This window comes from Streptococcus thermophilus (assembly GCF_010120595.1).
Classification (GTDB): Bacteria; Bacillota; Bacilli; order Lactobacillales; family Streptococcaceae; genus Streptococcus; species Streptococcus thermophilus.
This window is the reverse complement of the sequence record NZ_CP038020.1, coordinates 58,110-84,210: the sequence shown is the minus strand read 5'-3', so window position 1 is coordinate 84,210 and position 26,101 is coordinate 58,110. Positions and strand designations below refer to the sequence as shown.

Genomic DNA, 26,101 nt, shown 5'->3' with positions numbered 1-26,101 from the left:
TTATTTTTAGTGTTGAAGTTTAGAGAAAAGAAGAGGGGCTCTATGTTAGAACCATTTTTTTCTGATAAAGTAGATAACAACGCAAGATGACCCGAAAGCCGCAATGAAGAAAATGATCCAAAAGGCGTTATCTAAATCGTTTAGTGGCATAGAATTGTTTTTAAAGTTCATACCGTAAGCGGAGAAGATAACGGTTGGGATGTCCAGAGCCATAGTCATGAGAGCGAGTGTTTTCATGATAGTGTTCTGGTTGTTATTGATGATAGAGGCTGAGGTTTCGGTCATGGCGTTCAAGACATTTTCATAGATGCCTGCCATCTCAATGGCCTGTTGGGTTTCGACTAAGGTATCTTCCAAGAGATCCTCGTCCTCGATATATTTCTTCAAGCTAGAGGCATTACCTGTTAGTTTTTTGACAATTCGCTCATTCATCTTAAGTGAGGCTTTTAGATAGACAATGGATTTTTCCAATTCCATCATGTCAATCAAGTGTTCATTCTTTGTCGAATTTTCCAACTGAGCTTCCAATTTATCGTTTTGACGGTCGATAGAACGTAGGGCGGTTAGGTAATGTTGAGCATTGCGATAGAGAATTTGGAAGACAAAGCGTGTCTTCATGAAGGTATAGAAGTTACGTACACGGTGATTGAGGAAGTCGTCCATAAGGCTGATGTTCTCGAGGCAGGTAGTTACGACTACCTCATCGGTAACGATGATACCCAATGGAATGGTAACGTAATAACTTTTGTTATTACGCTCTTCTTGGGTTGGGATGTCGACCAGGATTAGGGTGTAGTCATCTTCGACATCGATACGTGATGTTTCTTCCACGTCCAGAGGGGCGCGGAGATCTTGGATATCAATGTTAAAACGTTCTGCAACCTTTAAGGCTTCTTCCTGGGAAGGGTTTATCAAATGAATCCAAGCACCAGGCTCGAATGTTTCAATTTCTTTGAATTCTTTTCCGGTGGATAAGAACATTTGTTTCAATGGGAACCCCTCCTTTGTCATTCGTTAAGTGTTGGCGTTATTATCTGAAAATGTCTTGTCCGTTTTTGGACCAGAAAAAGTCAGATAAATAAGCAGCTCTTAGCTTTTTAGTGATATCAATTGAGGCCTAGAGACTATTCTCTTTGCCTTTTTTACACACTCAACCATTATACTATATTTGAAACATTTTTGGGTTGGATAAATTGAAATTTTGTTATAATTATGAAAGAGACTAGGGATGGTGTTCCCATCCGTCTGTAGAAAGGAGTGGCAGTGGCTTTAGGTCTAGGCCTCTTAAAAATATGCAAGATAAGTTAGTGATTCGCGGAGCAAGAGCTCACAATTTAAAAAATATTGATGTAGAGATTCCTCGTGACAAGCTCGTCGTCGTGACGGGGTTGTCGGGGTCTGGTAAGTCTTCTTTGGCTTTTGATACAATTTATGCAGAGGGTCAGCGCCGTTATGTTGAAAGTCTCTCAGCTTATGCCCGCCAATTCTTGGGAAATATGGAGAAACCTGATGTGGACTCGATTGATGGCTTGAGTCCTGCCATCTCCATTGATCAGAAAACAACGAGTAAGAACCCTCGTTCGACTGTGGGAACTGTAACGGAGATTAATGACTATCTTCGTCTCCTTTATGCGCGTGTGGGTGTGCCTTATTGTATCAATGGGCATGGAGCCATTCAGTCGTCATCAGTGGAACAGATTGTAGATGAGGTTTTAGCCCTTCCTGAACGGACACGTATGCAGATTTTAGCGCCGATTGTCCGTCGTCGAAAGGGGCAACACAAGGCGATTTTTGAGCGCGTGCAGAAGGACGGTTATGTTCGTGTTCGTGTGGATGGTGAGATATACGATGTGACGGAAGTCCCTGAGCTATCCAAGTCGAAGATGCATAATATTGAGGTGGTTGTGGACCGTTTGGTTAATAAGGAAGGTATCCGTAGTCGTCTCTTTGACTCAGTCGAGGCAGCGCTACGTTTAACGGATGGCTACTTGATTGTGGATACTATGGATGATAATGAATTGCTCTACTCGGAGCATTATTCTTGTCCAGTTTGTGGTTTTACAGTGCCTGAGTTGGAGCCGCGTCTCTTTTCCTTCAATGCACCATTTGGTTCTTGTCCGACCTGTGACGGTTTAGGAAATAAACTAGAAGTTGATATTGATTTGGTCATTCCTGACCCTAGTAAGACCTTGCGTGAAGGTGCACTAGCGCCTTGGAATCCTATCTCATCCAACTACTATCCTGCCATGCTTGAGCAGGCCATGGAACAGTTTGGCGTGGATATGGATACGCCATTTGAAAATCTTAAAAAAGAAGAACAAGATTTGATTCTCTACGGATCTGGTGACCGCGAGTTCCATTTCCATTATGTTAATGATTTTGGTAGGGTGCGTGATATTGACATTCCTTTTGAAGGGGTTGTGACTAATATCAATCGACGCTATCATGAGACTAACAGTGATTTCACCCGCAATGTCATGCGTGGTTATATGAATGAACTGTCATGTCCAACTTGTCATGGCTATCGTCTTAACGAAGCAGCACTCTCGGTTCGTGTTGGTGGTGAGGATGGCTTAAATATTGGTCAAATTTCTGAGCTGTCTATTTCTGATCATCTTCAAGAAATAGATCGCCTTGAATTAGGTGAGAATGAAGAATTGATTGCCCGTCCAATTATCAAGGAAATCAAGGATCGTCTGACTTTCTTAAACAATGTCGGCCTTAATTACTTGACTCTCTCTCGTATGGCCGGAACACTTTCAGGTGGTGAGAGTCAGCGTATCCGTTTGGCGACACAGATTGGCTCCAACCTTTCTGGAGTCCTTTATGTTTTGGATGAGCCCTCTATAGGGCTTCATCAGCGTGATAATGATCGCTTGATTTCAAGTCTTAAAAAGATGCGTGATTTGGGCAATACCTTAATTGTGGTGGAGCATGATGAAGATACCATGCGTGAAGCTGACTGGCTTATCGATGTAGGACCTGGCGCCGGTGCCTTTGGTGGACAAATCATAGCTTCAGGAACCCCAGAAGCAGTTGCTAAAAATAAGAAATCAATTACTGGTCAGTACCTGTCAGGTGCTAAATCAATTCCTGTACCGACGGAACGCCGTGTAGGAAACGGCTGTTTTATCGAGGTTAAAGGAGCCAGTGAAAATAATCTTAAAAATGTGTCTGTCAAGTTCCCACTTGGAAAATTAATCGCAGTGACAGGCGTTTCTGGTTCTGGAAAGTCAACTTTGGTTAACAGTATTCTCAAGAAAAAGATTGCCCAAGAGCTTAATCGAAACAGTGAGAAACCTGGGAAACATAAATCGGTGACTGGAATCGAGAATATCGAGCGTTTGATTGATATTGATCAAAGTCCAATCGGGCGTACTCCACGTTCCAACCCTGCAACCTACACAGGCGTCTTCGACGATATTCGCGATCTTTTTGCTCAAACCAATGAGGCCAAGATTCGCGGTTATAAGAAGGGACGTTTCTCTTTCAATGTCAAAGGTGGCCGTTGTGAAGCCTGCTCTGGTGATGGGATTATCAAGATTGAGATGCACTTCTTGCCTGATGTTTATGTACCTTGTGAGGTTTGCCATGGCACACGCTATAATTCTGAGACCTTAGAAGTTCGTTATAAAGGGAAGAATATTGCTGAAATTCTGGATATGACAGTTGATGACGCGGTTGATTTCTTTGCGGCTATCCCTAAGATTGCTCGTAAGGTGCAGACAATCAAGGATGTGGGGCTCGGGTATGTGACTTTGGGGCAATCAGCAACAACCCTATCAGGGGGTGAGGCACAGCGTATGAAACTGGCTAGTGAACTTCACAAACGCTCTACTGGGAAGTCTTTCTACATTCTCGATGAGCCTACGACTGGTCTCCATACAGATGACATTGCTCGTCTCTTGAAGGTGCTTCAGCGTTTTGCGGACGATGGTAACACGGTTCTCGTGATTGAGCACAATCTGGATGTTATTAAGACAGCAGACCATATCATTGATTTGGGTCCTGAAGGTGGTGTTGGTGGAGGTACTATCGTAGCTACAGGGACTCCAGAAGAGGTAGTAGCCGTCCCCAAAAGCTATACAGGACAATATTTGAAAGAAAAATTGAAATAAAGTGAAAAGGGCTCTCTGAGTCTTTTTTTTGCTTTAGTCTGGTTTAAGTTGAGTTTGCTATTCTACGGTTAAGAAAAAACAAAAGAGTCATACTATGGTTAAAAAGCGTTTTTTCATAGGATTTAACGGTATTTTTCTAGTCCTATTTCTAGATATTTGTCTTTTGATTAGTATTCGTACAGTTGATCATCATGGTCGTTTTGAATCAACAACGGATAAATGGCAAACCTTACTTTACGTTTCGGGAGTTTATGTTAGTCTTCTCCTTTTTGAAATGATTTTGTTTCTTATTATGAGACATCGTAAAATAAGAAGATTGTTGGACAAGTCATATAAGGACTTGTTTTTTCGTAGCTATTTATGGTGACATCTATGTCACTATTTTTTTGATAAGGGAGATTCTATAATAAAGTCAAGCTCTGTAAAATTAGCTGCTAAAAATAAGAGAGTAGCTGTATTTTTTTGGCTTCAAATCTCATCTAAAAGATTACTCAAGAACAGCTATTTTTAGAGTTATCAGGGATTAGAATGACACCTTTGAAAGGACCAGATATGGAGAAGAAAAATATGGATAAACAAAGAGTAAATCTTATTAATGGGTTGACCCTTGTTATTGTGATTGTATGGCTATTTATTGTAGTGATGAATGCTACACTTTAAGTTTTACAGAAGACATCGCTTTTATTGACCATAGCCTTGTCTGGGCAACACTTTCATTGGCTGTCTCTTTGTTTGCACTTAGACTAGCTAGTAAGGAGGAAAGATGATTTTACTAGCTTTAGGCTGAGCTTACTAACTCAGTCTTTTTTTGTTTTCATTTTTTCTTGTGCAGGGTGACATTTACGTCACTATTTTTTATTTTATTCAGCTTTTATAATGGATTCATAGCTTGAACAGGGGGTGTAAGAGTCTTTATGAGAGAGCTAACTTTATGGTTTAACTTAGAAAGGAGTCTTGCAATATTAGAGGAAAAACAATTATTTAAGGTGTTATCCGATGCCGACTTGGAGCAAATTACTGGTGGTTTCAATTCGGTAAAATATGGCAAGTACGTTATTAATGAATTTGTAAAAAGTTTTCGTCAAGCGTGGTAGTTATTGTTAATTAAAGACAGGAGAGAATGTGAAGAATAAATTTCAAAAAGTTGATGTTAAAGATTTAGAAACAGTGTTTGGAGGAAGTGTCTACTCATCTGTAGGATATGGAATTGGGGTTGTTAGGCACACTTTCTATGATTTTGGCCATGGATTTGTAGATGGATTTAGAGGTTAAGGAGAATTTTATATGGATGTAATGACAATAAATAAATTTGATGGTTTGTCTATTGATAAGCTTTCTGAAATTGTTGGAGGAAATGTACCATATGATATTGGCTATGGAGTAGGGCCGGTAAGTTATATTGCGGTTGAGATTCTAAAACTAAGAAAAATAAGATAGCATATTGGAAAATATTTATGTTTATGAGAATTAATGAAGAAGAATTGTTATAAGTTTTCATCGTCCAAGTGAATAGTTCACTTGGATGTTAAAGATTTATATTTAAAATATAATTAAGCAAAGAAAGGAAATACATCACAGTACTAGAGGTAGAGGGGTAAACTACAATTTTGGAAAGCAACCTGTCTTGGATAATATCTCTCTAACCTTGAAAAAGGGGAATATTGCTGGTCTGATTGGCAATAATGGTGCAGGAAAGACGACCTTAATGAAATTAATTTCGGGTATCTTAGAGAGACCTAATGGAACTATTGACTTAAATACTAAAACTGTGGGTGTCTTGATTGAAGCTCCAGCTCTATATCCCAACATGACGTTTGAGGCTAACCTTAAGTTTTATTGCAGACTTTATCATAAAGATTATTCATCGATTGATTGCGATAAAGAAGATTTAGAGGTAGCAACCTATCTCAAACGCAAGGCTTCCAAGTTGTCCTTGGGTATGAAGCAACGTGTAGGTTTGTTTATTGCTTTAATTGCATCAGATGAATTTATTCTTCTTGATGAGCCTACCTAGCTTGGATGCCAATGGTATCAATAGTCTTTTAATCTTGATTGAAAGGATAGCTAAAAATCATGGTCTAACTTTTATTATTTCCAGTCACATCTTATCAAATCTTTAACAGGTTTGTACAAAAAAATATTTGTTAAAGAATCACAAATTGATTTGTTTGGATGATGATGCGAATGCCAAATATAAAATTTACACTGAGGATTTAAGCATGAAATCTTTGATGACCCTACTAAAACTAAATGACCTTGCTTTTGAACGTCAAAAGAATGATATTCTGGTTAAAGGAATAGAAAAGATCAAACAGGTTTTGGGACAAGGGGAAATTCTTTTCACATATGAAAAAGCGGGATTGAGTGAGGTACTTTTTTATGGCGACTAGATTGAAAACGGTATTTTTAAAGCAAGAATGTGTGACAAAGAGTGCCTTTATTTGTCTTGTATTGCTAGGGCTGATTGGTGCGATTGTTATCTTATGTGATGGTTACAAGGGATCTTATCTTGGACTATCTGCGATTTTAGCTAGCTATTCTATCATGGTGTGGTGGATATTGTCTTTGCTTACTTAGCTTTATCCAGTTTGGGAAGAGAATTTCAGAATTGAACGATTAATATGATTCGGGTGAGTGACTTATCTGGTCGGGAAGTGATTCTCCGAAAGCTTCTGAGCTTCCTTATTTTATCTATATTTGCAGCTACTATCTTGGTTTTAGAGTTGATTTTTTACAAGTACTATGTGCAGCATGTCGATTTTCCTTTGTGGGTTTATGTCAGACAAATCTATGTTTATTTTCTAGCTTATGGGACTTTTGTTTATATGGTTTCAACTTTGATTATCTTACTTTTAAAGAATACCTTAACAGCTTTTGTAACAGTCTATTTTGGGGTAACAGGAATGACCTTCTTTACACTCTATTTGGCTAGTTTAGGAGATACTATGACTAAGCTAATGACTTACGTTCCGTTGAGTTTTATGCGAGCGGTCTTTACTAGTGGTCAACAGTTCTTTAGTCTTCGTGATGCCTTTGTTTTGTTTGCTTGAACCCTATTTTTGCTCCTTTTGACGCCAGCCATTTACGAAAAGCGAGCCTATGTATAGTACTTATAAAGTCAGAGTTTCATCTGGCTTTTTATTAATGCCATCAAAAAAAATACGCCAAAGCATCAACTTCGTTCTTTAAAATCTGAAAATTTGATATAATTAACCTAAAATACAAAGGGGTCATTCAAATGCAACGTAGACTTGAGCGATTTGATGCTAAACTTGTCCAATCAGGCCTAGATGCCTTGTTGGTGACAGGACAAAATAATATTTACTATTTGACGGATTTCTGGGGGACAAATGCGACTGTTTTCATTACGAAAAATCGTCGTCTCTTTTTAACTGATTCACGTTATATGCTTATTGCCAAACAATCTGTACACGGCTTTGATATTATCGAAAGTAAGGATCCACTAAAAGATATCGTTAAATTTGTCGAGGTAGATAAACTTGAGACAATAGGCTTTGACAATCAGGTGTCATTCGCTTATTATCAAGCTCTTCAAGCGATTTTTGAAGGCTATACCTTGTCACCGCAAACCAACTTCATGGAAGAGTTGCGTATGATTAAGGATGAGAAAGAATTGGCAACTATCCGTAAGGCTTGTTCTATCTCAGATCGTGCCTTTACAGATGTTCTTGATTTTATCAAACCAGGTCAAACAACAGAACTACAAGTGGCTAACTTCCTAGATTTCCGTATGCGTGAATATGGAGCTTCAGGTATTTCCTTTGAGTCTATCATTGCTTCAGGTTACCGTTCAGCTATGCCTCACGGTGTTGCTTCAGACAAGGTCATCCAGTCAGGAGAAACTTTGACTATGGACTTTGGTTGTTACTACAATCATTATGTTAGTGATATGACTCGTACTATCCATATTGGTGAAACGACTGACGAGGAGCGTGAAATTTATGATATCGTCTTACGTTCAAATCGAGCTTTGATTGATGCGACTAAAGCTGGCATGACGCGTCGTGATTATGATAAGGTTGCGCGTAATGTTATTGTTGAAGCGGGTTATGGTGATTACTTTACACATGGTATCGGACATGGTATCGGTCTTGACATTCACGAGATTCCTTACTTCGGTAATTCTGATGAGACTATCGAAGCTGGTATGGTCTTGACGGATGAACCAGGTATTTATTTGGCTGACAAATACGGTGTTCGTATTGAAGATGATATCATTATTACTGAGAATGGTTGCGAAGTGATTACGCTTGCACCTAAGGAATTGATTGTGCTCTAAGATTTGGAGGAATACTTTATGACAAACCGTCTATCTTGGCAAGACTATTTTATGGCTAATGCAGAGCTGATTTCTAAGCGTTCTACCTGTGATCGTGCTTTTGTTGGTGCTGTTTTGGTCAAGGACAAGCGTATTATTGCTACAGGTTATAACGGTGGAGTCTCTGAGACAGATAACTGTAATGAGGTAGGTCACTACATGGAAGATGGTCATTGTATTCGTACGGTCCATGCGGAGATGAACGCTCTTATCCAGTGTGCCAAAGAGGGGATTTCTACTAAAAATACAGAAATCTATGTGACCCATTTCCCTTGTATTAACTGCACTAAAGCTCTCCTTCAGGCTGGCGTTGTTAAGATTACTTATAAGGCTAATTATCGCCCCCACGCCTTTGCGATTGAGTTGATGGAACAAAAGGGAGTCTCTTATGTGCAACATGATGTTCCAGAGGTACACTTGGGGATGGATGACTAGATTCTCCTTGGAAAATCCTAGGGTTTAGGTTTGATTCTATAAAATATTTGAGCCATGCTGTCATTTATGGTAAAATAAACTGATAATAATTTTTACAAAGAGGTATTTAATAATGATTGAAGCAAGTAAACTCCGTGCGGGTATGACTTTCGTAACAAATGATGGCAAATTGCTCAAAGTTCTTGAAGCTAGTCACCACAAACCTGGTAAAGGTAACACAATCATGCGTATGAAATTGCGTGATGTTCGCTCAGGTTCAACTTTTGACACCAGCTACCGTCCAGAAGAGAAATTTGAACAAGCGATCATCGAAACAGTACCAGCACAATACTTGTACCAAATGGATGATACTGCATACTTCATGAACACTGAAACATATGATCAATATGAAATTCCAGTAGTCAACGTTCAAGAAGAATTGAAATTTATCCTTGAAAACTCAGACGTAAAAATCCAATTCTACGGAACAGAAGTTATCGGTGTGCAAGTACCAACAACTGTTGAATTGACAGTTACTGAAACACAACCATCAATCAAAGGTGCAACAGTTACAGGTTCAGGTAAACCTGCAACACTTGAAACTGGTCTTGTGGTTAACGTTCCAGACTTTATCGAAGCTGGTCAAAAATTGGTTATCAACACAGCTGAAGGTACTTACGTATCACGTGCCTAAGCCTAACTAAGTCTTTCGAACCACTGGTTTGAAAGCTTTATTTTCCAAACTAACGGAAAGGAAATATGCGATGACTACAGAAAATATCGGTGAAATCGTAATTGCCCCTCGTGTTCTTGAGGTGATTACTGGTATCGCTGCAACTAAAGTGGACGGTGTTTACGCCCTTCAAAACAAAAACGTTACGGATGGTCTCAGCAAAACAAGCTTGGGACGTGGTGTTTATCTTCAAACTGAGGAAGATGGTACAGTAAACGTTGATATCTACGTTTCCCTTCAGTATGGCGTTAATGTGCCTGCGGTTTCAATTGAAATTCAAAAAGCTATTAAAACAGCTGTCTACGATATGGCCGAAGTGTTAATTTCAGAAGTAAACGTTCACGTTGAATCTATTGTCACTGAAAAGTCACAAAAACCAGACTTGGCTGAATTGTTTAACGAGGATTTTTTGAATGACTAATATCTTTAAAGATTCACGTCGTGACCTTCGTGAGCGTGCTTTTCAAACGCTGTTTGCCCTGGAGTTTGGTGGCGAAGCTTTAGATCAAGCCTATTTTGCTTACACTTACGACAAGCCAATTGATGAAGAAACAGAAGTTGATCTACCATCTTTTTTACTTAGTATAGTAACAGGTGTTCGTGAAGAGTTGCCTCAACTGGATAGTCAAATTGAAGAAAAATTGAAAGAAGGTTGGAGTCTCTCACGTTTGATTATGACAGACCGTACCCTCCTTCGTTTGGGGCTTTATGAAATCACGTCTTTTGAAGAGACACCAGGACGTGTGGCTATCAATGAAATTATTGAAATTGCTAAAAAATATTCTGATAAAACATCTGCTAAGTTTATTAATGGTGTTCTTAGTCAGTTCGTGACAGACGAAGCATAAGAAAAAGAAGTTGATTGCTGTTTCAACTTCTTTTTTTGATAACTAAGCTCAAGAAAAAGTCGCAAGTACAGATTTCTTGTGACTTTTATTTATATACTGGCACCAGAAATCAAATTTATTGGTAGCACATAATCACGACTGACTATTTCGCCTTTGATTTTCTTCAATAGAATTTCGACACAAAGTTTAGCAATTTCATCCAAAGGCTGTTGGATGGTTGCTAGCTCTGGATAGAAGTGTCGGATAAAGGCAGTACCGTCGTAACCGATGATTTTTAAGTCATTTGGGATGGAAAGTTCTAGTTGTCTAGCTACTTTTATAACTAAGATAGCTGTTAAATCATCTGAGACAAAGATACCATCCGGCTTTTCACGACAAATAATAGATTTGATTTCTAATTCTCGTCGCATGATAGATAAATCGTTTGGGACAGGACAGACAATACCCTGTTTATTCAATTCGTAATTAAATCCAAGTTGACGGAGTCCAGTTGGGGAATCTGAATTATCATTACCTGTAATCATGACAATACGCTGACAACCGGCCTTGACCAAGGTTTTTGCGGCTAATTTTCCTCCTTCAAAGTTATCAGATGAGATAATAGGAATCTTTGGGGCCAGATTACGGTCGAAGGCAATGATAGGAGCTTCAACCTTTTCATAATCTTCTATACCAAGATTGTGAAAAGACGAGATGATACCATCACATTGGTTGGCGGAAAGCATTTCCAAATAGTCCTTTTCCTTGTTGGGATCATGCTCACTGTTACAAATGATGCTTTTATAACCCTGCTTAAAGAGCTCGTCCTCAAGTCGTTCGATAAGCTCAGCGTAAAAAATGTTGGAAATATTTGGAAAAATCAAGCCAACGAGCTTGGCTGATTTTCCTTTGAGACCTCGAGCCAAATTATTAGGCTTGTAATTCAGCTCCTGCATGGCAGCGTGTACTTTGTCAATGGTTTTTTGTGAGAGGTAGCCCTTTTTGTTTATGACGCGGGAAACTGTGGTTGGGCTCACACCAGCCAGTTCGGCAACGTCAGTAAGCTTTGCGACCATAAATCACCCTAGTATTTTAAGTCGAAGTAGTGACCAGAAACGTTCCCTGATGCTACTTTGATACCAGTTTGTTCAGCACTTGGGAAGACGCGGCTAGTGAAGACTTTCTCACCTTTGTTGAAGAAAATTTCAACAATTGAGTTATCTACAAAGATGTTTGCTGTTGCAGCTTGTCCGGCATCAAGAGTGCATTCACGACTTGTGCCAAAGTCTGTAGCGTACTGTTCGCCAGCTTTAGAACGGTCAAGGATAACTTTTCCTTTTGCAGTATCAACGGTAAGTGATAAGCCATTTCCTTCTTGGTCTGCGAAGAGGACAAGTTCTGTTTGAGTGTTAGCTTGGAAGTTAAGTTCAAGCTCGTAAGTGTTAGTTGTTGCCGTTTTTTCAGAGAAATCTTCTTGTCTAGTACGTATGCTTGTAATAGCTTCTACTGGGTATTGGTAGAGTTTTCCATCTTTGATAGATAATTCTTTAACCAAGCTCATAGCACCTTGGTAGTCGTATTTGTCAGTTGGATAGTCCACGTCTGGGAGACCAATCCAGCTAACAATAAGCGCACAACCATCAGGAGTGTTAAATCCTTGAGTAGCATAAGCTTCGAACCCGTAGTCCAAGTTGATGATTGGTGTACCACCAACAAGGGCAGCTTTCTCAGGGTCGAAATCTTGGAAAATCTTATAAGTATTAGGATAAATATTGTTATAGTCGAGTTCAGCTTTATCAAGACCTTGTGGGCAATAGAGAAGAACAGGTTTGCCATCTACAAAGACAATATTTGGACACTCAATCATGTATTCTGAGCCAGTGCCACCAAAGTCGAGGTCTCCAACCTCAACCCAGTTTTCGACATCATTATCAACTGCTTTGTAAAATTTGATAAAACCTTGTTTATCATGGTTTTGAGCACCTATGATAGCATAAAATTGTCCCTTGTAATCGAAGATTTGAGGGTCACGGAAGTGCTCAGTAACGTCAGTAGGTTTTTTGATAAGAACCTTGTCGATTTTTTTGATTTTGTAGTTTTTATCCATCCAGGCACCGATTTGACGTGGATCGCGAATCCAGTTTTCATCACGGACATTACCTGTATAGAAGATAAAAAGTTTATCACCGATTTGATAAGCAGAACCTGAGTAGGCACCGTGGCTGTCATTTTCATGATCTGGCAAGAGTTTGACACCAGTTTCTGTAAAGTGAACCAAATCTTCAGATTCAGTATGAACCCATTGTTTCAAACCATGAGTGGCTCCAAATGGCCAACTTTGATAGAAAAGTTGGAACTTACCATTAAAGTAAGAAAAACCGTTTGGGTCATTTAGAAGTCCTGTTTCTGGTTCAATATGGTAGCTTGCACGCCAAGGTGATTTGCCAACATTCTCTTTAATCTTTGTTTTTTCTCCGTCTGTCCAATCTGTGTATGGACGGTAACGAACTTCTGTTGGTAGATTCATATTTAGTAATCTCCTAATTTATTTGTTAGTAATATAGTAAACGTTTTACCTAGAAAAATCAACGATTTATAATAAGAAAAAAAAAAATATGCTAAACGTTTGACATATAACAGAAAGATGTTAAAATTAATATCGTAAAGAAAAGCGAAACGTTTTCAAAAACAAATTTTATTAAGGAGAATTTTGCAAATGAATTACAAACAAATTGCAAAAGAAGTCATCGAAGCCCTCGGTGGACGTGAAAATGTTAACAGTGTTGCTCACTGTGCGACACGTCTACGTGTTATGGTTAAAGATGAAAACAAAATCAATAAAGAAAAAGCTGAGAATATTGAAAAAGTTCAAGGTGCTTTCTTTAACTCAGGTCAATACCAAATGATATTTGGTACAGGTACTGTTAACAAGATTTACGACGAAGTCGTTGCTCAAGGTCTTCCAACAGCATCTAAAGACGAACAAAAAGCAGAAGCTGCTAAACAAGGGAACTGGTTCCAACGTGCCATCCGTTCATTCGGTGACGTTTTCGTTCCATTGCTTCCAGCTATCGTAGCGTCTGGTCTTTTCATGGGTATCCGTGGAGCCATCAATAATGATACAGTTCTTGCTCTTTTTGGTACAACATCTAAAGCCTTCGCTGCTACTGATTTCTACACTTATACAGTTGTATTGACAGATACAGCCTTTGCCTTCTTCCCAGCCTTGATCTGTTGGTCAGCCTTTAACGTTTTCGGTGGTTCACCACTTCTTGGTTTGGTTCTTGGTTTGATGATGGTTAACAATGTTCTTCCAAATGCTTGGGATGTTGTATCAGGTGCTGCAAAACCAATTTACTTCTTTGACTTTATTCCAGTAGTTGGTTACCAAAACTCAGTCCTTCCAGCCTTCTTCGTAGGTTTGATTGGTGCTAAGTTTGAACAATGGGTTCGTAAATGGGTTCCAGATGTTCTTGACCTTCTCTTGCGTCCACTTGTTGTCTTTGCTGTGATGTCAGCTTTGGCCCTCTTTATCATTGGTCCTGTCTTCCACACAGTTGAGAGCTACGTACTTGCTGGTACAGAGTGGATTCTTGCCTTGCCATTTGGTCTTGCAGGTCTTGTTCTAGGTGGTATTCACCAAATTATCGTCGTTACAGGGGTTCACCACGTTTTCAACTTGCTTGAAGCTAACCTTATTTCTAATACAGGTAAAGACCCACTTAACGCTATCATCACAGCTGCGATGACTGCTCAAGCTGGTGCAACACTTGCTGTTGGTGTTAAAACTAAAGACTCTAAGTTGAAAGCTCTCGCTTTCCCTGCAAGTCTTTCAGCAGTACTTGGTATCACTGAACCAGCTATCTTCGGGGTTAACCTTCGTTTCGGTAAACCATTTATCATGGGTCTTATCGCTGGTGCTGCTGGTGGTTGGTTGGCATCAATCCTTAACCTTGCTGGTACAGGATTTGGTGTAACAATCGTTCCTGGTACTCTTCTCTACCTAAATGGTCAAGTACTTAAGTATGTAATCATGGTACTTGTAACACTTACTCTTGGTTTCGCTCTTACTTGGATCTTTGGATATAAAGAGGAAGAGGTTGAAGCTCAAACAGAAGTTGTTGCTGAAGATATCGCCTCAGCAGGTTCTGCTCCAGTTGCATTGCAAGCTGAAACAATTGCTGCACCACTTAAAGGTGAAGTTGTAGCTTTGGAAAATGTAAATGACCCAGTCTTCTCTTCAGGAGCTATGGGTAAAGGTTCCGCTATCAAACCTTCAGGTAACCGAGTTGTTGCACCATTTGATGGTGAAGTGCAAATTGCCTTCCCAACAGGTCACGCTTACGGTCTAAAATCTGATAAAGGTGCTGAAGTGCTTATCCACATCGGTATCGATACTGTCTCACTTGACGGTAAAGGATTTGATGCTAAGGTTCAAGCAAATCAACGTGTTAAAAAAGGTGATGTCTTGGCTACCTTCGATAGCTCAGTTATCACTGAAGCAGGTCTTGACGATACAACTATGGTTATCGTTACAAACACTGCAGACTACGAAGATGTTTCATCAGTAGCAACTGGTTCAGTTGCTGAGGGTGATGACTTCATCGCAGTTAAATAATAAGCTAGAAAAGTCGAAGCTGTTTCGGCTTTTTTAGTTGAATGTTTTATAAAGAAGAGTGATATGAAGCCAAGTTGGTAGCAGCTTAAATATGCTTTTATTTAGATTGTCTTTTATCTTGCTTTTCTTTATAATAGTGACAAGATAGTTATTTATTAATCATAAAAGGAGTTAGCTTTACATATGGCTAAACTATACGGAAGCTTGGAAGCTGGTGGTACAAAGTTTGTTTGTGCTGTTGGTGATGAGAAATTCCAAGTCATTGAAAAAACTCAATTCCCAACAACTACACCTTACGAAACAATTGATCGTACGGTTGAATTTTTCAAACGTTATGAAGATCAGTTGGAAGGAATCGCTATTGGTTCATTTGGTCCGATAGATGTTGATCCAAATTCAGAAACATATGGTTTTGTAACTTCAACGCCAAAACCACACTGGTCAAACATAGACCTTCTTGGTTTAATCGCTAAGGAATTTAATGTTCCGTTCTACTTTACGACTGATGTGAATTCATCTGCTTATGGTGAAACACTTGCTCGTAAAGGTGTTAAGAGTCTTGTTTATTACACTATCGGAACTGGTATTGGTGCTGGTGCTATTCAAAATGGAGAATTCCTTGGTGGCTTAGGTCATACTGAGGTGGGTCACGTCTATGTACCACTTCACCCAAATGATGTTGCCAATGAATTTAACGGAACGTGTCCATTCCACCGCGGATGTTTGGAAGGTTTGGCTGCTGGTCCATCGCTTGAAGCCCGTACAGGTATTCGTGGTGAATTGATTGAGCAAAACTCTGAGGTTTGGGATGTTCAATCTTACTACATTGCTCAAGCTGCTGTCCAAGCAACTGTGCTCTACCGCCCAGAGGTGATCGTCTTTGGGGGTGGTGTTATGGGACAAGAACACATGCTTCGCCGTGTCCGTGAAAAATTCACAGCTCTGTTGAATGGTTACCTTCCAGTGCCAGACGTGACTGAGTATATTGTGACACCGGCTGTTTCAGGTAATGGGTCTGCAACACTTGGTAACTTTGCACTTGCCAAAGATGTAGCTGACAAATACTCACGCAAATAACCCAAATATGTAAAATCGCTTTAAGACATGATCTTAAGGCGTTTTGCTCTATACAGGAGGATGTAATGGAACCTTTATTTTTAGATTCGCCAATGCATGAAAAAATATGGGGAGGTAATCGACTTAAGACAGAGTTTGGTTATGATATTCCTAGTGAACACACTGGAGAATACTGGGCAATCTCTGCTCATCCTAATGGTGTATCTTACGTCAAGAACGGGAAGTATTCTGGTTTTCATCTAGCAGAACTTTACAAAGACAAACCAGAACTTTTTGGACATCCAAAGGCGAGTGTATTTCCTTTGTTGACAAAGATTTTGGATGCTAATGATTGGCTGTCAGTGCAGGTACACCCAGACGATGCCTATGGTATGGAGCATGAAGGTGAACTAGGAAAGACGGAGTGTTGGTATATTATTGACGCCGAAGAGGGCGCTGAAATTATCTATGGCCACAAGGCTCAAACCAAGGAAGAGCTGGCAACTTTGATTGAAGCGGGTGATTGGGATGGGCTTTTGTCGAAAACGCCTGTAAAAAAAGGTGACTTTTTCTTTGTACCAAGCGGCACCATGCATGCTATTGGTCCAGGTATCCTTATCCTAGAAACACAACAATCTAGCGATACCACTTATCGTGTATATGACTTTGATCGTAGAGATGATCAAGGCAATCAACGTGAGCTTCACATCCAACAGTCTCTTGATGTTCTGAATCTTGGGGAGCCCCAAAATAGTGTCCCATCAACTGTTAAGACCATGCAGTTAGAGATGACTTGTTTGACATCAAACGCCTTTTTCACAGTATACAAATGGAAATTCAGTGGATTAGTTGATTTCAAGCAATCAGCCCCTTATTTGCTCTGTTCAGTACTTTCTGGTAATGGGACTTTGACTGTCGATTCACGCATTTATTGTCTAAAAAAAGGTGATCACTTCCTTCTTCCAAATAATGTTACAGATTGGGAAATTGATGGACAATTAGAGATGATTGTCAGTCACCCTAACGAGGCTTGAGTATGAGTAATGAACAAGCATTATCAGCTCTTTTTGAGCGTGTTGAAATTGGATGATCCTATTATTTTGAGGGAGCTTATTATCGTTTGAAAGACTATGGAGACCACATTTATGGTTTGCAACGGGCAATTTCTGGTATGTGTGGTGAAAAGACAGCCTCTCCTAGTATCAAATTTTACTGGGAAAATGGTGTCCTGGAATACGAATTTTACGTGGATTTTGAGGCCAGCCCTATGATTATGAAGGATTATAGTAGTAGTGATAGAGCTTTCTTTGAACAGGCCTTTGAAAATCTCTTACACGACTTTGAGGATTTCTTAGAGAATCAAGAAATCATTGAGGGATAGCCTTGAAGTGTTATTGTCGATATTTTCAGTGAATCTAATAAAGAAGTTTTAGTTTATTTGCTAATCTGTTGTGAAAGCCTTTAAACTAGGGCTTTTTTCTTTGTCAATACTTGAGTGATTTCTTGTTTAAAAGGGGCATTTGTGGTAAAATACGGAGATAAGGACTGTCGAAAGGAAAAAAGATGGCAAATATATTACGCAAAATCATTGAAAATGATAAGGGCGAAATTAAAAAACTAGAAAAAACTGCCAAGAAAGTTGAGAGCTATGCTGATGCAATGGCGGCTCTTTCAGATGAAGAACTTCAGGCAAAAACAGAAGAATTTAAACAACGATATCAAAACGGAGAAAGTCTAGATCAGCTCTTGCCGGAGGCATTTGCGGTTGTTCGTGAGGGAGCGAAACGTGTCCTTGGACTTTTCCCATATCGTGTGCAAATTATGGGTGGTATTGTGCTTCACCATGGTGACGTAGCGGAGATGCGTACAGGGGAAGGGAAAACCCTTACTGCGACAATGCCTGTCTACTTGAATGCTATTTCAGGTGAAGGTGTACACGTTATCACCGTTAACGAATACCTTTCAGAGCGTGATGCGACTGAAATGGGTGAGCTTTATAGTTGGCTCGGTTTGTCAGTAGGGATCAACCTTTCATCTAAATCACCAGCTGAAAAACGTGAAGCTTATAATTGTGACATCACTTACTCAACCAGCTCAGAGGTAGGTTTCGACTATCTTCGTGATAACATGGTTGTTCGTAAGGAAAACAGGGTACAACGCCCATTGAACTTTGCCTTGGTCGATGAGGTTGACTCGGTTCTTATTGATGAAGCTCGTACACCATTGATCGTATCAGGGCCTGTAAGTTCAGAAACTAATCAGTTGTATCACCGTGCGGATGCTTTTGTTAAGACATTGACTGAAGATGATTATGCGATTGATATTCCAACAAAAACAATTGGTTTGAATGACTCAGGTATTGACAAGGCTGAAGAGTTCTTCAACTTGGAAAATTTGTACGATATTGACAATGTTGCCTTGACTCACTATATTGACAATGCCCTTCGTGCCAACTACATTATGTTGCGTGATATTGACTACGTGGTAAGTCCTGAGCAAGAAATCCTTATTGTTGACCAATTTACTGGTCGTACCATGGAAGGTCGTCGTTTTTCAGATGGGCTCCACCAAGCCATTGAGGCTAAAGAAGGTGTACCAGTCCAAGAGGAAACCAAGACTTCTGCCTCAATCACTTACCAAAATATGTTCCGTATGTACAAGAAATTGTCAGGTATGACTGGTACTGGTAAGACTGAAGAGGATGAATTCCGTGAAATCTATAACATGCGAGTCATCCCAATTCCAACAAACCGTCCAATTCAACGTATTGACCATGATGACCTTCTGTACTCAACTTTGGATGCTAAATTCCGTGCTGTGGTACAAGATGTTAAGCATCGTTATGAGAAGGGGCAACCAGTTCTTATTGGTACGGTTGCCGTTGAAACATCTGACTTGATTTCTAAGATGTTGGTTGACGCAGGTATTCCTCACGAAGTGCTTAATGCCAAGAACCACGAAAAAGAAGCGCATATTATCATGAATGCAGGTCAACGTGGTGCTGTTACGATTGCGACCAATATGGCCGGTCGTGGTACTGACATCAAACTTGGTGAAGGTGTTCTGGAGCTTGGTGGACTTTGTGTCATTGGTACAGAGCGTCATGAAAGTCGTCGTATCGACAACCAGTTGCGTGGTCGTTCGGGACGTCAAGGGGATCCAGGGGAGTCTCAATTCTACCTATCACTTGAAGACGAATTGATGCGTCGTTTCGGTTCTGACCGTATCAAGCATGTCTTGGAACGTTTGAACGCTGATGACGAAGATATTGTTATCAAATCACGTATGTTGACCCGTCAAGTGGAATCAGCTCAAAAACGTGTCGAAGGGAATAACTACGATACTCGTAAACAAGTCCTTCAGTACGATGACGTTATGCGTGAACAGCGTGAAATCATCTACGCTGAGCGTTATGATGTTATTACAGCAGAACGTGACCTTGAACCTGAAATCAAGGCTATGATCAAGCGTACTATTAACCGTATGGTTGATGGACACAGTCGTAACGATCAAGAAGAAGCTCTTAAAGGTATCTTGAACTTTGCACGTCAGGCCTTGGTTCCTGAGGATGCCATCTCGCTTGAAGATCTAAAAGAAGTGGGAGAGGTGACTAAACGTAGTGTTAATTATGATGCTATCAAGGTTTATCTGACTGAGTTAGCAGATAATGTTTATGATCGTCAAATTAAGAAATTGCGTTCAGAGGAGGCTATTCGCGAATTCCAAAAAGTCTTGATTTTGATGGTTGTTGATAATAAGTGGACAGACCACATTGATGCCCTTGATCAATTACGTAACGCCGTTGGTATGCGTGGTTATGCGCAAAACAACCCAATCGTTGAGTATCAATCTGAAAGTTTCAAGATGTTCCAAGATATGATTGGTGCTATTGAGTATGATGTAACTCGTACGATGATGAAAGCACAAATCCACGAACAATCTCGTGAACATGTTAATGAACGTGTTTCAACAACAGCAACAGGCAATATTCAAGCACATCAAGCAGATGCTAATGGTCAAGAGATTGACTTTAGCAAGGTTGGTCGTAATGACTTCTGTCCATGTGGCTCTGGTAAGAAATTCAAAAATTGTCACGGTCGTAAACAGTTTAAGATAAAAAGAAATAGGTAATTATAATGGTTTTTAAAGCAGTAAGTGAAAAAATTGATTTTGATGCAGTTAAAGAATCAACTACATTGACAGGAGAAGCCCTTGCCAAGAAGCAAGCTCGTGATAAAGAGCTTGAGGCAATCATCAAGGGTGAGGACAACCGTACACTTTTGGTGATTGGTCCATGTTCATCTGATAATGAGGATGCAGTTCTTGATTATGCACACCGTTTGGCTAAACTTCAAGAAGAAGTGAAAGATAAAGTATTTATGGTTATGCGTGTTTATACTGCTAAACCTCGTACAAACGGTGATGGGTATAAAGGGCTTGTGCACCAACCTGATGCTGAAGGAAAACCGAATCTAATTAATGGTATCAAAGCTGTACGTAATCTTCACTACCGTGTTATCACAGAAACTGGTATCACAACTGCTGACGAAATGCTTTACCCGGAAAACCTTCCTTTGGTAGATGACCTTGTGTCCTACATTGCCATCGGTGCTCGTTCTGTAGAAGATCAACAACACCGTTTCGTCGCGTCGGGTATTGACGTACCAACTGGAATGAAAAATCCAACATCAGGTAACCTTAACATTATGTTTAATGGTATCTATGCTGCACAAAACAAACAAGACTTCCTCTTTAACGGTGAAGAAGTTCAGACATCTGGAAATCCGTTAGCACACGCTATCCTTCGTGGATCAACAAATGAATACGGGAAGAATATTCCTAATTTCTACTATGATGATATCCTTGATACTATTAACACCTATGAAAAGATGGGACTTCAAAATCCATTTATCGTGATTGATACGAACCACGATAATTCTGGTAAACGTTACTTGGAGCAAGTACGTATTGTACGTCAGACCTTGATTAACCGTGATTGGAATGAAAAAATCAATAAGTTTGCACGTGGATTTATGATCGAGTCTTATCTTGAAGATGGTCGTCAGGACACACCAGAAGTTTATGGAAAATCAATTACTGACCCATGTCTTGGTTGGGATAATACTGAGCAATTGATTCGTGAAATTCACGCAACACTTTCAAAATAATAATTTGAAAACAGTCTGAATGTAAAGAATTGAGCCGTTTTGGGATCTTCCAAACGGCTCGACTCTTTATCTAAAATAGGAAGTAGAGAATAGGGAAATGGGAATTCATAAAATTAGTTCATTAATTGATACAGCAGAAGTAAGAAAAGCACATGCTCTTACAGGAGATGACTTGGCGAAAAAACAGGTTAATGATAGTGCCTTAGCTAAGATAATTAAAGGTGAGGATGATCGTCTTCTCTTAGTTATTGGACCATGTTCGTCAGATAATGAAAAAGCTGTACTTGACTATGCTCATCGCCTATCTAAGTTGCAAGAGGAAGTCAAGGATAAGATTTTCATTGTTATGCGTGTTTATACGGCTAAACCACGCACAAATGGTGATGGTTATAAAGGACTTGTTCACCAACCTGATGCAGAAGGAGCTACTGATCTTATAACAGGTATTAAGGCAGTGCGTCGTCTACAATCTCGCATTATTAGGGAAACCGGACTTCCGCTTGCTGATGAGATGCTATATCCGACAAATCTGATCTATTTTGAAGATTTGTTAAGTTACCATGCTATTGGTGCTCGATCAGTTGAAGATCAAGAACATCGTTTTGTGGCTTCGGGGCTTGATGTTCCAACGGGGTTGAAAAATCCAACTTCTGGAAATCTTAATGTCATGTTCAATGCTATCTATGCTGCTCACAATGAGCAAGAGTTTATCTACAATGGCCATGAAGTGAAAACAGACGGTAATCCATTAGCACATGCTATTTTACGTGGTTCTAGTAACGAATATGGTCAAAACGAGGTTAACTACCACTACGAGGACTTAGTTAAGGCTTTGGATAAATATAGTGAATTTGGTTTAGAAAATCCATTTATTCTTGTTGATACAAATCATGATAACTCTGGTAAAAACTTCATGGAGCAAATCCGTATTGTGCGTGAAGTTCTTCTTAACCGTGAGTGGGATAAGCGTATTGCAGATACTGTGCGTGGCTTTATGATTGAATCTTATCTTGAAGATGGTCGTCAAGATACACCTGAAGTTTATGGAAAATCAATCACAGATCCATGCCTCGGTTGGGAAAAAACGGTTAACCTTATTCGTGAAATCCATACTACCCTTTCAAAATAGTTTATGATTTTTGGACATGGTATAGACTTGCAGGAAATTTCAGCAGTTAAAAAGGCCTATGACCGAAACCCACGTTTTGCAAAGAAAGTACTGACACCAAAAGAATGGGAGCGTTTCGAGTCCCTTTCTGGAGAGCGTCAGATGTCGTTTCTGGCAGGCCGTTGGGCGGGGAAGGAAGCTTTTTCAAAGGCCTGGGGTACTGGAATCGGAGCAGTCGGTTTTAAGGATATTGAAATTCTAAATAATGATAAGGGAGCTCCCGTGGTTACTCAGTCGCCTTTTGAAGGAAATGTCTTTATCTCCATTTCTCATAGTGGTGATTTTGTTCAGGCAAGTGTCATTTTAGAAAAAAACAAGAGATAGGTGTTGGAAGAGGATAGCTTATGATTGCGAGTTTACATCGACCAACCTTGGCAAAGGTTGATCTGTCAGCAATTTCAGAAAATATTGAACAAGTGGTTAGTCATATTCCTAAACAGGTGCAGACTTTTGCAGTTGTAAAGGCCAATGCTTATGGTCATGGCGCTGTTGAAGTGGCTAAACATGTGTCTAAGCAGGTGGATGGTTTTTGTGTTTCTAACCTAGATGAGGCGCTTGAACTTCGTCAAGCTGGCATAGAGCAACCGATACTTATTTTGGGAGTAGTCTTGCCAGATGGTGTTCCCTTGGCTATTCAAGAAAACATTAGTCTGACGGTGGCCTCACTTGAGTGGTTGGCACTGGCTCAGAAACAAGGGCTTGATTTGATAGGTTTGACCTGTCATATTAAGGTTGATTCAGGTATGGGTCGTATTGGGGTACGTAACCTAAAGGACGCAGATAACTTGATTGCTGGTCTGAAGGCTCTTGGTGCTGATGTCGAAGGTATTTTTACTCATTTTGCAACAGCTGATGAAGCAGATGATAGTAAATTTAAGCGTCAATTATCTTTCTTCACCGATTTGGTGGATAACTTGACTGATAGACCTCGCTTGGTGCACGCTAGCAACTCAGCGACAAGTATTTGGCATGCAGCAACCGTCTTTAATACGGTACGTCTGGGTGTTGTCATCTATGGTCTCAATCCTAGTGGCAGTGTCTTGGAACTTCCCTATAATATTCAACCTGCCCTAAGTTTAGAGACAGCTCTTATTCATGTTAAGACCCTTCCAGCCGGTCAAGACGTGGGTTACGGTGCAACCTATACAACTACGGCTGAAGAAGTTATTGGAACGCTTCCGATTGGCTATGCGGATGGTTGGACTAGAGATTTACAAGGTTTCCATGTTATTGTGGATGGACAACTTTGTCCTATTGTTGGGCGTGTGTCTATGGACCAGATCACTGTTCGCCTTCCTAAGGTTTATCCACTAGGAACTCCAGTTACGCTTATGGGTGAAAATGGAGGAGCGAGCATTACTGCGACAGAGGTGGCTGAAAAGCGTGGCACAATCAACTACGAGGTCCTTTGTTTACTTAGTGATCGTGTACCTCGTAGCTATGACTAATATAAAAAAGGAAATCCAGTTTGATACTGGATTTTTTGATTTTAGGGAAGATCATTTCCATGTGTTATAATAGCTGATAAGGCTTCCTCTTTTACAAGGAACAGAACTCGATAGAAATGATATAGAATATGATTCAACTAGATTCACCAATTGCGGATTTGAAGGGCTTTGGTCCTAAGTCCGCTGAAAAATTTACCAAATTAGATTTACACACAGTTGGGGACCTCTTGCTTTATTTTCCTTTTCGATATGAAGATTTTAAGAGTAAGTCCATCTTTGAACTGATGGATGGAGAAAAGGCCGTCATTACAGGAACAGTGGTAACACCGGCCAATGTGCAGTATTATGGCTTTAAACGTAATCGTCTTAGCTTTAAAATAAAGCAGGGTGAAGCTGTGATTGCCATTAATTTCTTTAATCAGCCTTATCTTGTGGACAAGTTTGAGGTGGGGGCAGAAGTGGCTATCTTTGGTAAGTGGGACCGTAAGAAGTCTGCAGTGACTGGTATGAAAGTCTTGGCCCATGTTGAGGACGATATGCAGCCAGTCTACCATGTGGCTCAGGGTGTTAGTCAGGCCCAGCTGATAAAGGCTATAAAGGTAGCTTTTGACAGTGGCGCCCTTAATTTGTTGGAGGAAAGTCTCCCCCAAGTGCTGATGGACAAGTATCGTCTCATGGGACGTCAAGAGGCTGTGCGTGTCATGCATTTTCCTAAAGATTTGGCTGAATATAAGCAGGCCCTACGTAGGATTAAGTTTGAGGAGCTCTTTTATTTCCAGATGAATTTACAGGTGCTAAAGGCTGAGAATAAATCAGAGACCAATGGACTAGCGATTTCTTACGATGAGGTAAAAATAAAAGCCAAGATTGCTACCCTTCCTTTCCCTCTGACCAAAGCCCAGGAGCGCAGTTTATCAGAAATCCTAGCTGATATGAAATCTGGGGCTCACATGAACCGTCTCTTGCAGGGAGACGTGGGCTCAGGAAAGACAGTTATTGCTAGTCTTGCCATGTATGGGGCTTATACGGCAGGATTGCAGTCTGCCCTTATGGTGCCGACGGAAATCTTAGCAGAGCAGCATTATCAGAGTTTGAAGGGACTTTTTCCTGAGCTAAAGGTAGTCCTCTTAACTTCTGGGATGAAGATGGCAGATAAGAAAGTAGCTCTTTCTAAAATTGAGTCTGGGGAGGCTCAAATGATTGTGGGAACTCACTCACTGATTCAGGATGCGGTGATTTATCATAAACTTGGGTTGGTGATTACTGATGAACAGCACCGATTTGGAGTTAATCAACGTCGTATTTTCCGAGAGAAGGGAGACAATCCTGATGTCCTCATGATGACAGCAACACCCATTCCTAGGACCTTAGCAATCACTGCCTTTGGGGAGATGGATGTGTCAATCATTGATCAGATGCCGGCTGGACGTAAGACTATTATTACCCGTTGGGTTAAACATGAGCAACTAGACACCGTATTGACTTGGATTAAGAGTGAGTTGGAAAAAGATGCTCAGGTCTATTTTATTTCTCCTTTGATTGAAGAGTCTGAGGCTCTTGATTTGAAAAATGCTGTTGCCCTTCATCAGGAACTCACAGAGTTTTTTGGAGATTCAGCTACGGTGGCTCTGATGCATGGTCGGATGAAAAATGATGAAAAAGACCAAATTATGCAGGATTTTAAGGACAAAAAATCTCAGATTTTAGTATCAACCACAGTTATTGAAGTTGGAGTTAACGTACCTAATGCTACGGTTATGGTCATTATGGATGCGGATCGTTTTGGACTTAGCCAGCTTCACCAGCTTCGAGGCCGTGTAGGGCGTGGAGACAAGCAGTCTTACTGTGTCTTGGTGGCTAATCCTAAAAATGATACCGGTAAAAAACGCATGCAGGCCATGTGTGAGACTACGGATGGTTTTGTTTTAGCAGAAGAGGACCTTAAAATGCGTGGCTCAGGAGAGATTTTCGGGACGCGGCAGTCAGGCATTCCTGAATTTCAGGTGGCTGATATTGTGGAAGACTATAATATCCTAGAAGAAGCAAGGCGCGTGGCCAGTCAAATTGTTTCTGACCCTAACTGGCGTGAGAATCCTGATTGGCAGGTGCTAGAAGCTCATTTGAGAAACCAAGCTGAGTTTGACTGAGGAGGAAACCAATGAAAAAGAAGCGGTTAAAACTCGATTTTTTGCTATCTGCCATGCCTTCTTTC

At 40.2% G+C, this 26,101-nt stretch carries 27 protein-coding genes; 24 read left to right on the top strand and 3 right to left on the bottom strand.

The genetic code is table 11. The features are described from left to right. Nucleotides 1-45: 45 nt before the first annotated feature. A complete protein-coding gene (locus E3C75_RS00400) occupies nucleotides 46-990 on the bottom strand; it encodes a magnesium transporter CorA family protein (protein ID WP_014727694.1) in 945 nt (314 codons plus the stop codon). 302 nt (nucleotides 991-1,292) lie between these two features. On the opposite strand from E3C75_RS00400, the gene uvrA reads away from it, so the two are divergent. From uvrA to nusB, 14 genes are all read left to right on the top strand, one after another. Beyond that, complete coding sequence (gene uvrA / locus E3C75_RS00395; RefSeq protein ID WP_111679701.1) at nucleotides 1,293-4,118, top strand: excinuclease ABC subunit UvrA; 2,826 nt, start codon at nucleotides 1,293-1,295, stop codon at nucleotides 4,116-4,118. A 94-nt stretch (nucleotides 4,119-4,212) separates the two neighbouring features. Further along, on the top strand, nucleotides 4,213-4,485 hold the full coding sequence (locus E3C75_RS00390; RefSeq protein WP_084826138.1) for a DUF3923 family protein: 273 nt from the start codon (nucleotides 4,213-4,215) through the stop codon (nucleotides 4,483-4,485). 547 nt (nucleotides 4,486-5,032) lie between these two features. Continuing rightward, nucleotides 5,033-5,212: a bacteriocin gene (locus E3C75_RS00385; protein WP_223899629.1), complete on the top strand. Its 180-nt coding sequence runs from the start codon at nucleotides 5,033-5,035 to the stop codon at nucleotides 5,210-5,212. Between the two features lie 28 nt (nucleotides 5,213-5,240). Then, a complete protein-coding gene (locus E3C75_RS11055) occupies nucleotides 5,241-5,390 on the top strand; it encodes a hypothetical protein (RefSeq protein WP_167740653.1) in 150 nt (49 codons plus the stop codon). A gap of 12 nt (nucleotides 5,391-5,402) precedes the next feature. Continuing rightward, nucleotides 5,403-5,555, top strand: coding sequence for a hypothetical protein (locus E3C75_RS11050; protein ID WP_167740652.1), 153 nt, complete (start codon nucleotides 5,403-5,405; stop codon nucleotides 5,553-5,555). Between the two features lie 187 nt (nucleotides 5,556-5,742). Next, on the top strand, nucleotides 5,743-6,132 hold the full coding sequence (locus E3C75_RS00380) for an ATP-binding cassette domain-containing protein (protein WP_014621956.1): 390 nt from the start codon (nucleotides 5,743-5,745) through the stop codon (nucleotides 6,130-6,132). A 205-nt stretch (nucleotides 6,133-6,337) separates the two neighbouring features. Further along, nucleotides 6,338-6,508 carry a hypothetical protein gene (locus E3C75_RS11395; RefSeq protein WP_223899630.1) on the top strand — a complete coding sequence of 57 codons (171 nt, stop codon included), beginning with the start codon at nucleotides 6,338-6,340 and terminating at the stop codon, nucleotides 6,506-6,508. Next, nucleotides 6,498-6,695 (top strand): hypothetical protein, encoded by a 198-nt coding sequence (locus tag E3C75_RS11390; protein WP_227972286.1) that lies wholly within the window; start codon nucleotides 6,498-6,500, stop codon nucleotides 6,693-6,695. The genes E3C75_RS11395 and E3C75_RS11390 overlap by 11 nt, the downstream gene beginning before the upstream one ends. A 44-nt stretch (nucleotides 6,696-6,739) precedes the next feature. Then, nucleotides 6,740-7,168 (top strand): hypothetical protein, encoded by a 429-nt coding sequence (locus E3C75_RS00370; protein WP_014621954.1) that lies wholly within the window; start codon nucleotides 6,740-6,742, stop codon nucleotides 7,166-7,168. Between the two features lie 188 nt (nucleotides 7,169-7,356). Beyond that, nucleotides 7,357-8,418: a M24 family metallopeptidase gene (locus E3C75_RS00365; protein WP_100262495.1), complete on the top strand. Its 1,062-nt coding sequence runs from the start codon at nucleotides 7,357-7,359 to the stop codon at nucleotides 8,416-8,418. An 18-nt stretch (nucleotides 8,419-8,436) separates the two neighbouring features. Next, nucleotides 8,437-8,892, top strand: coding sequence for a deoxycytidylate deaminase (locus E3C75_RS00360; protein ID WP_100262496.1), 456 nt, complete (start codon nucleotides 8,437-8,439; stop codon nucleotides 8,890-8,892). A gap of 112 nt (nucleotides 8,893-9,004) precedes the next feature. Beyond that, complete coding sequence (efp, locus tag E3C75_RS00355; protein ID WP_011226539.1) at nucleotides 9,005-9,565, top strand: elongation factor P; 561 nt, start codon at nucleotides 9,005-9,007, stop codon at nucleotides 9,563-9,565. 70 nt (nucleotides 9,566-9,635) lie between these two features. Next, nucleotides 9,636-10,025 (top strand): Asp23/Gls24 family envelope stress response protein, encoded by a 390-nt coding sequence (locus E3C75_RS00350; RefSeq protein ID WP_002951891.1) that lies wholly within the window; start codon nucleotides 9,636-9,638, stop codon nucleotides 10,023-10,025. Next, on the top strand, nucleotides 10,018-10,452 hold the full coding sequence (nusB, locus tag E3C75_RS00345; protein WP_100262497.1) for a transcription antitermination factor NusB: 435 nt from the start codon (nucleotides 10,018-10,020) through the stop codon (nucleotides 10,450-10,452). The genes E3C75_RS00350 and nusB overlap by 8 nt, the downstream gene beginning before the upstream one ends. Nucleotides 10,453-10,541: 89 nt before the next feature. Here the strand turns inward: nusB and E3C75_RS00340 are convergent, their stop codons facing one another. Then, nucleotides 10,542-11,507 (bottom strand): LacI family DNA-binding transcriptional regulator, encoded by a 966-nt coding sequence (locus E3C75_RS00340; protein WP_111679700.1) that lies wholly within the window; start codon nucleotides 11,505-11,507, stop codon nucleotides 10,542-10,544. Nucleotides 11,508-11,515: 8 nt separating this feature from the next. Continuing rightward, the gene (locus E3C75_RS00335) at nucleotides 11,516-12,958 is read right to left on the bottom strand and encodes a sucrose-6-phosphate hydrolase (protein ID WP_133264084.1); all 1,443 of its coding nucleotides are present in this window, start codon (nucleotides 12,956-12,958) and stop codon (nucleotides 11,516-11,518) included. 189 nt (nucleotides 12,959-13,147) lie between these two features. Between E3C75_RS00335 and E3C75_RS00330 the strand changes: the two genes are divergently transcribed. The 10 genes from E3C75_RS00330 to recG all read left to right on the top strand — a co-directional run bounded on the left by E3C75_RS00330 (nucleotide 13,148) and on the right by recG (nucleotide 26,036). Further along, entirely contained in the window at nucleotides 13,148-15,049 is a 1,902-nt protein-coding gene (locus E3C75_RS00330; RefSeq protein WP_162173392.1) for a sucrose-specific PTS transporter subunit IIBC, read from the top strand. A gap of 183 nt (nucleotides 15,050-15,232) precedes the next feature. Then, nucleotides 15,233-16,126: a fructokinase ScrK gene (gene scrK, locus E3C75_RS00325; protein WP_084829100.1), complete on the top strand. Its 894-nt coding sequence runs from the start codon at nucleotides 15,233-15,235 to the stop codon at nucleotides 16,124-16,126. A 65-nt stretch (nucleotides 16,127-16,191) separates the two neighbouring features. Continuing rightward, nucleotides 16,192-17,139, top strand: coding sequence for a mannose-6-phosphate isomerase, class I (gene manA / locus E3C75_RS00320; protein WP_002951884.1), 948 nt, complete (start codon nucleotides 16,192-16,194; stop codon nucleotides 17,137-17,139). 86 nt (nucleotides 17,140-17,225) lie between these two features. Further along, nucleotides 17,226-17,486 carry a hypothetical protein gene (locus tag E3C75_RS00315; protein WP_084829098.1) on the top strand — a complete coding sequence of 87 codons (261 nt, stop codon included), beginning with the start codon at nucleotides 17,226-17,228 and terminating at the stop codon, nucleotides 17,484-17,486. A 182-nt stretch (nucleotides 17,487-17,668) separates the two neighbouring features. Then, nucleotides 17,669-20,236: a preprotein translocase subunit SecA gene (gene secA, locus E3C75_RS00310; RefSeq protein WP_084829097.1), complete on the top strand. Its 2,568-nt coding sequence runs from the start codon at nucleotides 17,669-17,671 to the stop codon at nucleotides 20,234-20,236. A 5-nt stretch (nucleotides 20,237-20,241) separates the two neighbouring features. After that, a complete protein-coding gene (locus E3C75_RS00305) occupies nucleotides 20,242-21,273 on the top strand; it encodes a 3-deoxy-7-phosphoheptulonate synthase (protein ID WP_011681613.1) in 1,032 nt (343 codons plus the stop codon). A gap of 97 nt (nucleotides 21,274-21,370) precedes the next feature. Next, nucleotides 21,371-22,402, top strand: coding sequence for a 3-deoxy-7-phosphoheptulonate synthase (locus E3C75_RS00300; protein ID WP_002951880.1), 1,032 nt, complete (start codon nucleotides 21,371-21,373; stop codon nucleotides 22,400-22,402). 3 nt (nucleotides 22,403-22,405) lie between these two features. Continuing rightward, the gene (gene acpS, locus E3C75_RS00295) at nucleotides 22,406-22,765 is read left to right on the top strand and encodes a holo-ACP synthase (RefSeq protein WP_011681612.1); all 360 of its coding nucleotides are present in this window, start codon (nucleotides 22,406-22,408) and stop codon (nucleotides 22,763-22,765) included. Nucleotides 22,766-22,785: 20 nt separating this feature from the next. Continuing rightward, the gene (alr, locus tag E3C75_RS00290) at nucleotides 22,786-23,889 is read left to right on the top strand and encodes an alanine racemase (protein WP_011681611.1); all 1,104 of its coding nucleotides are present in this window, start codon (nucleotides 22,786-22,788) and stop codon (nucleotides 23,887-23,889) included. Between the two features lie 128 nt (nucleotides 23,890-24,017). Beyond that, nucleotides 24,018-26,036 (top strand): ATP-dependent DNA helicase RecG, encoded by a 2,019-nt coding sequence (gene recG / locus E3C75_RS00285; RefSeq protein ID WP_100262373.1) that lies wholly within the window; start codon nucleotides 24,018-24,020, stop codon nucleotides 26,034-26,036. Nucleotides 26,037-26,101 lie beyond the last annotated feature (65 nt).

Excerpts from the sequence above, each read along its gene's own strand:
- E3C75_RS11390 (WP_227972286.1), top strand. The coding sequence starts at position 6,498 with ATGGCGACTAGATTGAAAACGGTATTTTTAAAGCAAGAATGTGTGACA.
- efp (WP_011226539.1), top strand. The coding sequence starts at position 9,005 with ATGATTGAAGCAAGTAAACTCCGTGCGGGTATGACTTTCGTAACAAAT.
- E3C75_RS00340 (WP_111679700.1), bottom strand. The coding sequence starts at position 11,507 with ATGGTCGCAAAGCTTACTGACGTTGCCGAACTGGCTGGTGTGAGCCCA.
- E3C75_RS00330 (WP_162173392.1), top strand. The coding sequence starts at position 13,148 with ATGAATTACAAACAAATTGCAAAAGAAGTCATCGAAGCCCTCGGTGGA.
- alr (WP_011681611.1), top strand. The coding sequence starts at position 22,786 with ATGATTGCGAGTTTACATCGACCAACCTTGGCAAAGGTTGATCTGTCA.
- recG (WP_100262373.1), top strand. The coding sequence starts at position 24,018 with ATGATTCAACTAGATTCACCAATTGCGGATTTGAAGGGCTTTGGTCCT.
- E3C75_RS11395 (WP_223899630.1), top strand. The coding sequence starts at position 6,338 with ATGAAATCTTTGATGACCCTACTAAAACTAAATGACCTTGCTTTTGAA.
- E3C75_RS00300 (WP_002951880.1), top strand. The coding sequence starts at position 21,371 with ATGGGAATTCATAAAATTAGTTCATTAATTGATACAGCAGAAGTAAGA.
- E3C75_RS00365 (WP_100262495.1), top strand. The coding sequence starts at position 7,357 with ATGCAACGTAGACTTGAGCGATTTGATGCTAAACTTGTCCAATCAGGC.
- scrK (WP_084829100.1), top strand. The coding sequence starts at position 15,233 with ATGGCTAAACTATACGGAAGCTTGGAAGCTGGTGGTACAAAGTTTGTT.
- secA (WP_084829097.1), top strand. The coding sequence starts at position 17,669 with ATGGCAAATATATTACGCAAAATCATTGAAAATGATAAGGGCGAAATT.
- E3C75_RS00360 (WP_100262496.1), top strand. The coding sequence starts at position 8,437 with ATGACAAACCGTCTATCTTGGCAAGACTATTTTATGGCTAATGCAGAG.
- uvrA (WP_111679701.1), top strand. The coding sequence starts at position 1,293 with ATGCAAGATAAGTTAGTGATTCGCGGAGCAAGAGCTCACAATTTAAAA.
- E3C75_RS00385 (WP_223899629.1), top strand. The coding sequence starts at position 5,033 with ATGAGAGAGCTAACTTTATGGTTTAACTTAGAAAGGAGTCTTGCAATA.
- E3C75_RS00305 (WP_011681613.1), top strand. The coding sequence starts at position 20,242 with ATGGTTTTTAAAGCAGTAAGTGAAAAAATTGATTTTGATGCAGTTAAA.
- E3C75_RS11050 (WP_167740652.1), top strand. The coding sequence starts at position 5,403 with ATGGATGTAATGACAATAAATAAATTTGATGGTTTGTCTATTGATAAG.
- E3C75_RS00390 (WP_084826138.1), top strand. The coding sequence starts at position 4,213 with ATGGTTAAAAAGCGTTTTTTCATAGGATTTAACGGTATTTTTCTAGTC.
- acpS (WP_011681612.1), top strand. The coding sequence starts at position 22,406 with ATGATTTTTGGACATGGTATAGACTTGCAGGAAATTTCAGCAGTTAAA.
- nusB (WP_100262497.1), top strand. The coding sequence starts at position 10,018 with ATGACTAATATCTTTAAAGATTCACGTCGTGACCTTCGTGAGCGTGCT.
- E3C75_RS00335 (WP_133264084.1), bottom strand. The coding sequence starts at position 12,958 with ATGAATCTACCAACAGAAGTTCGTTACCGTCCATACACAGATTGGACA.
- E3C75_RS00350 (WP_002951891.1), top strand. The coding sequence starts at position 9,636 with ATGACTACAGAAAATATCGGTGAAATCGTAATTGCCCCTCGTGTTCTT.
- manA (WP_002951884.1), top strand. The coding sequence starts at position 16,192 with ATGGAACCTTTATTTTTAGATTCGCCAATGCATGAAAAAATATGGGGA.
- E3C75_RS00370 (WP_014621954.1), top strand. The coding sequence starts at position 6,740 with ATGATTCGGGTGAGTGACTTATCTGGTCGGGAAGTGATTCTCCGAAAG.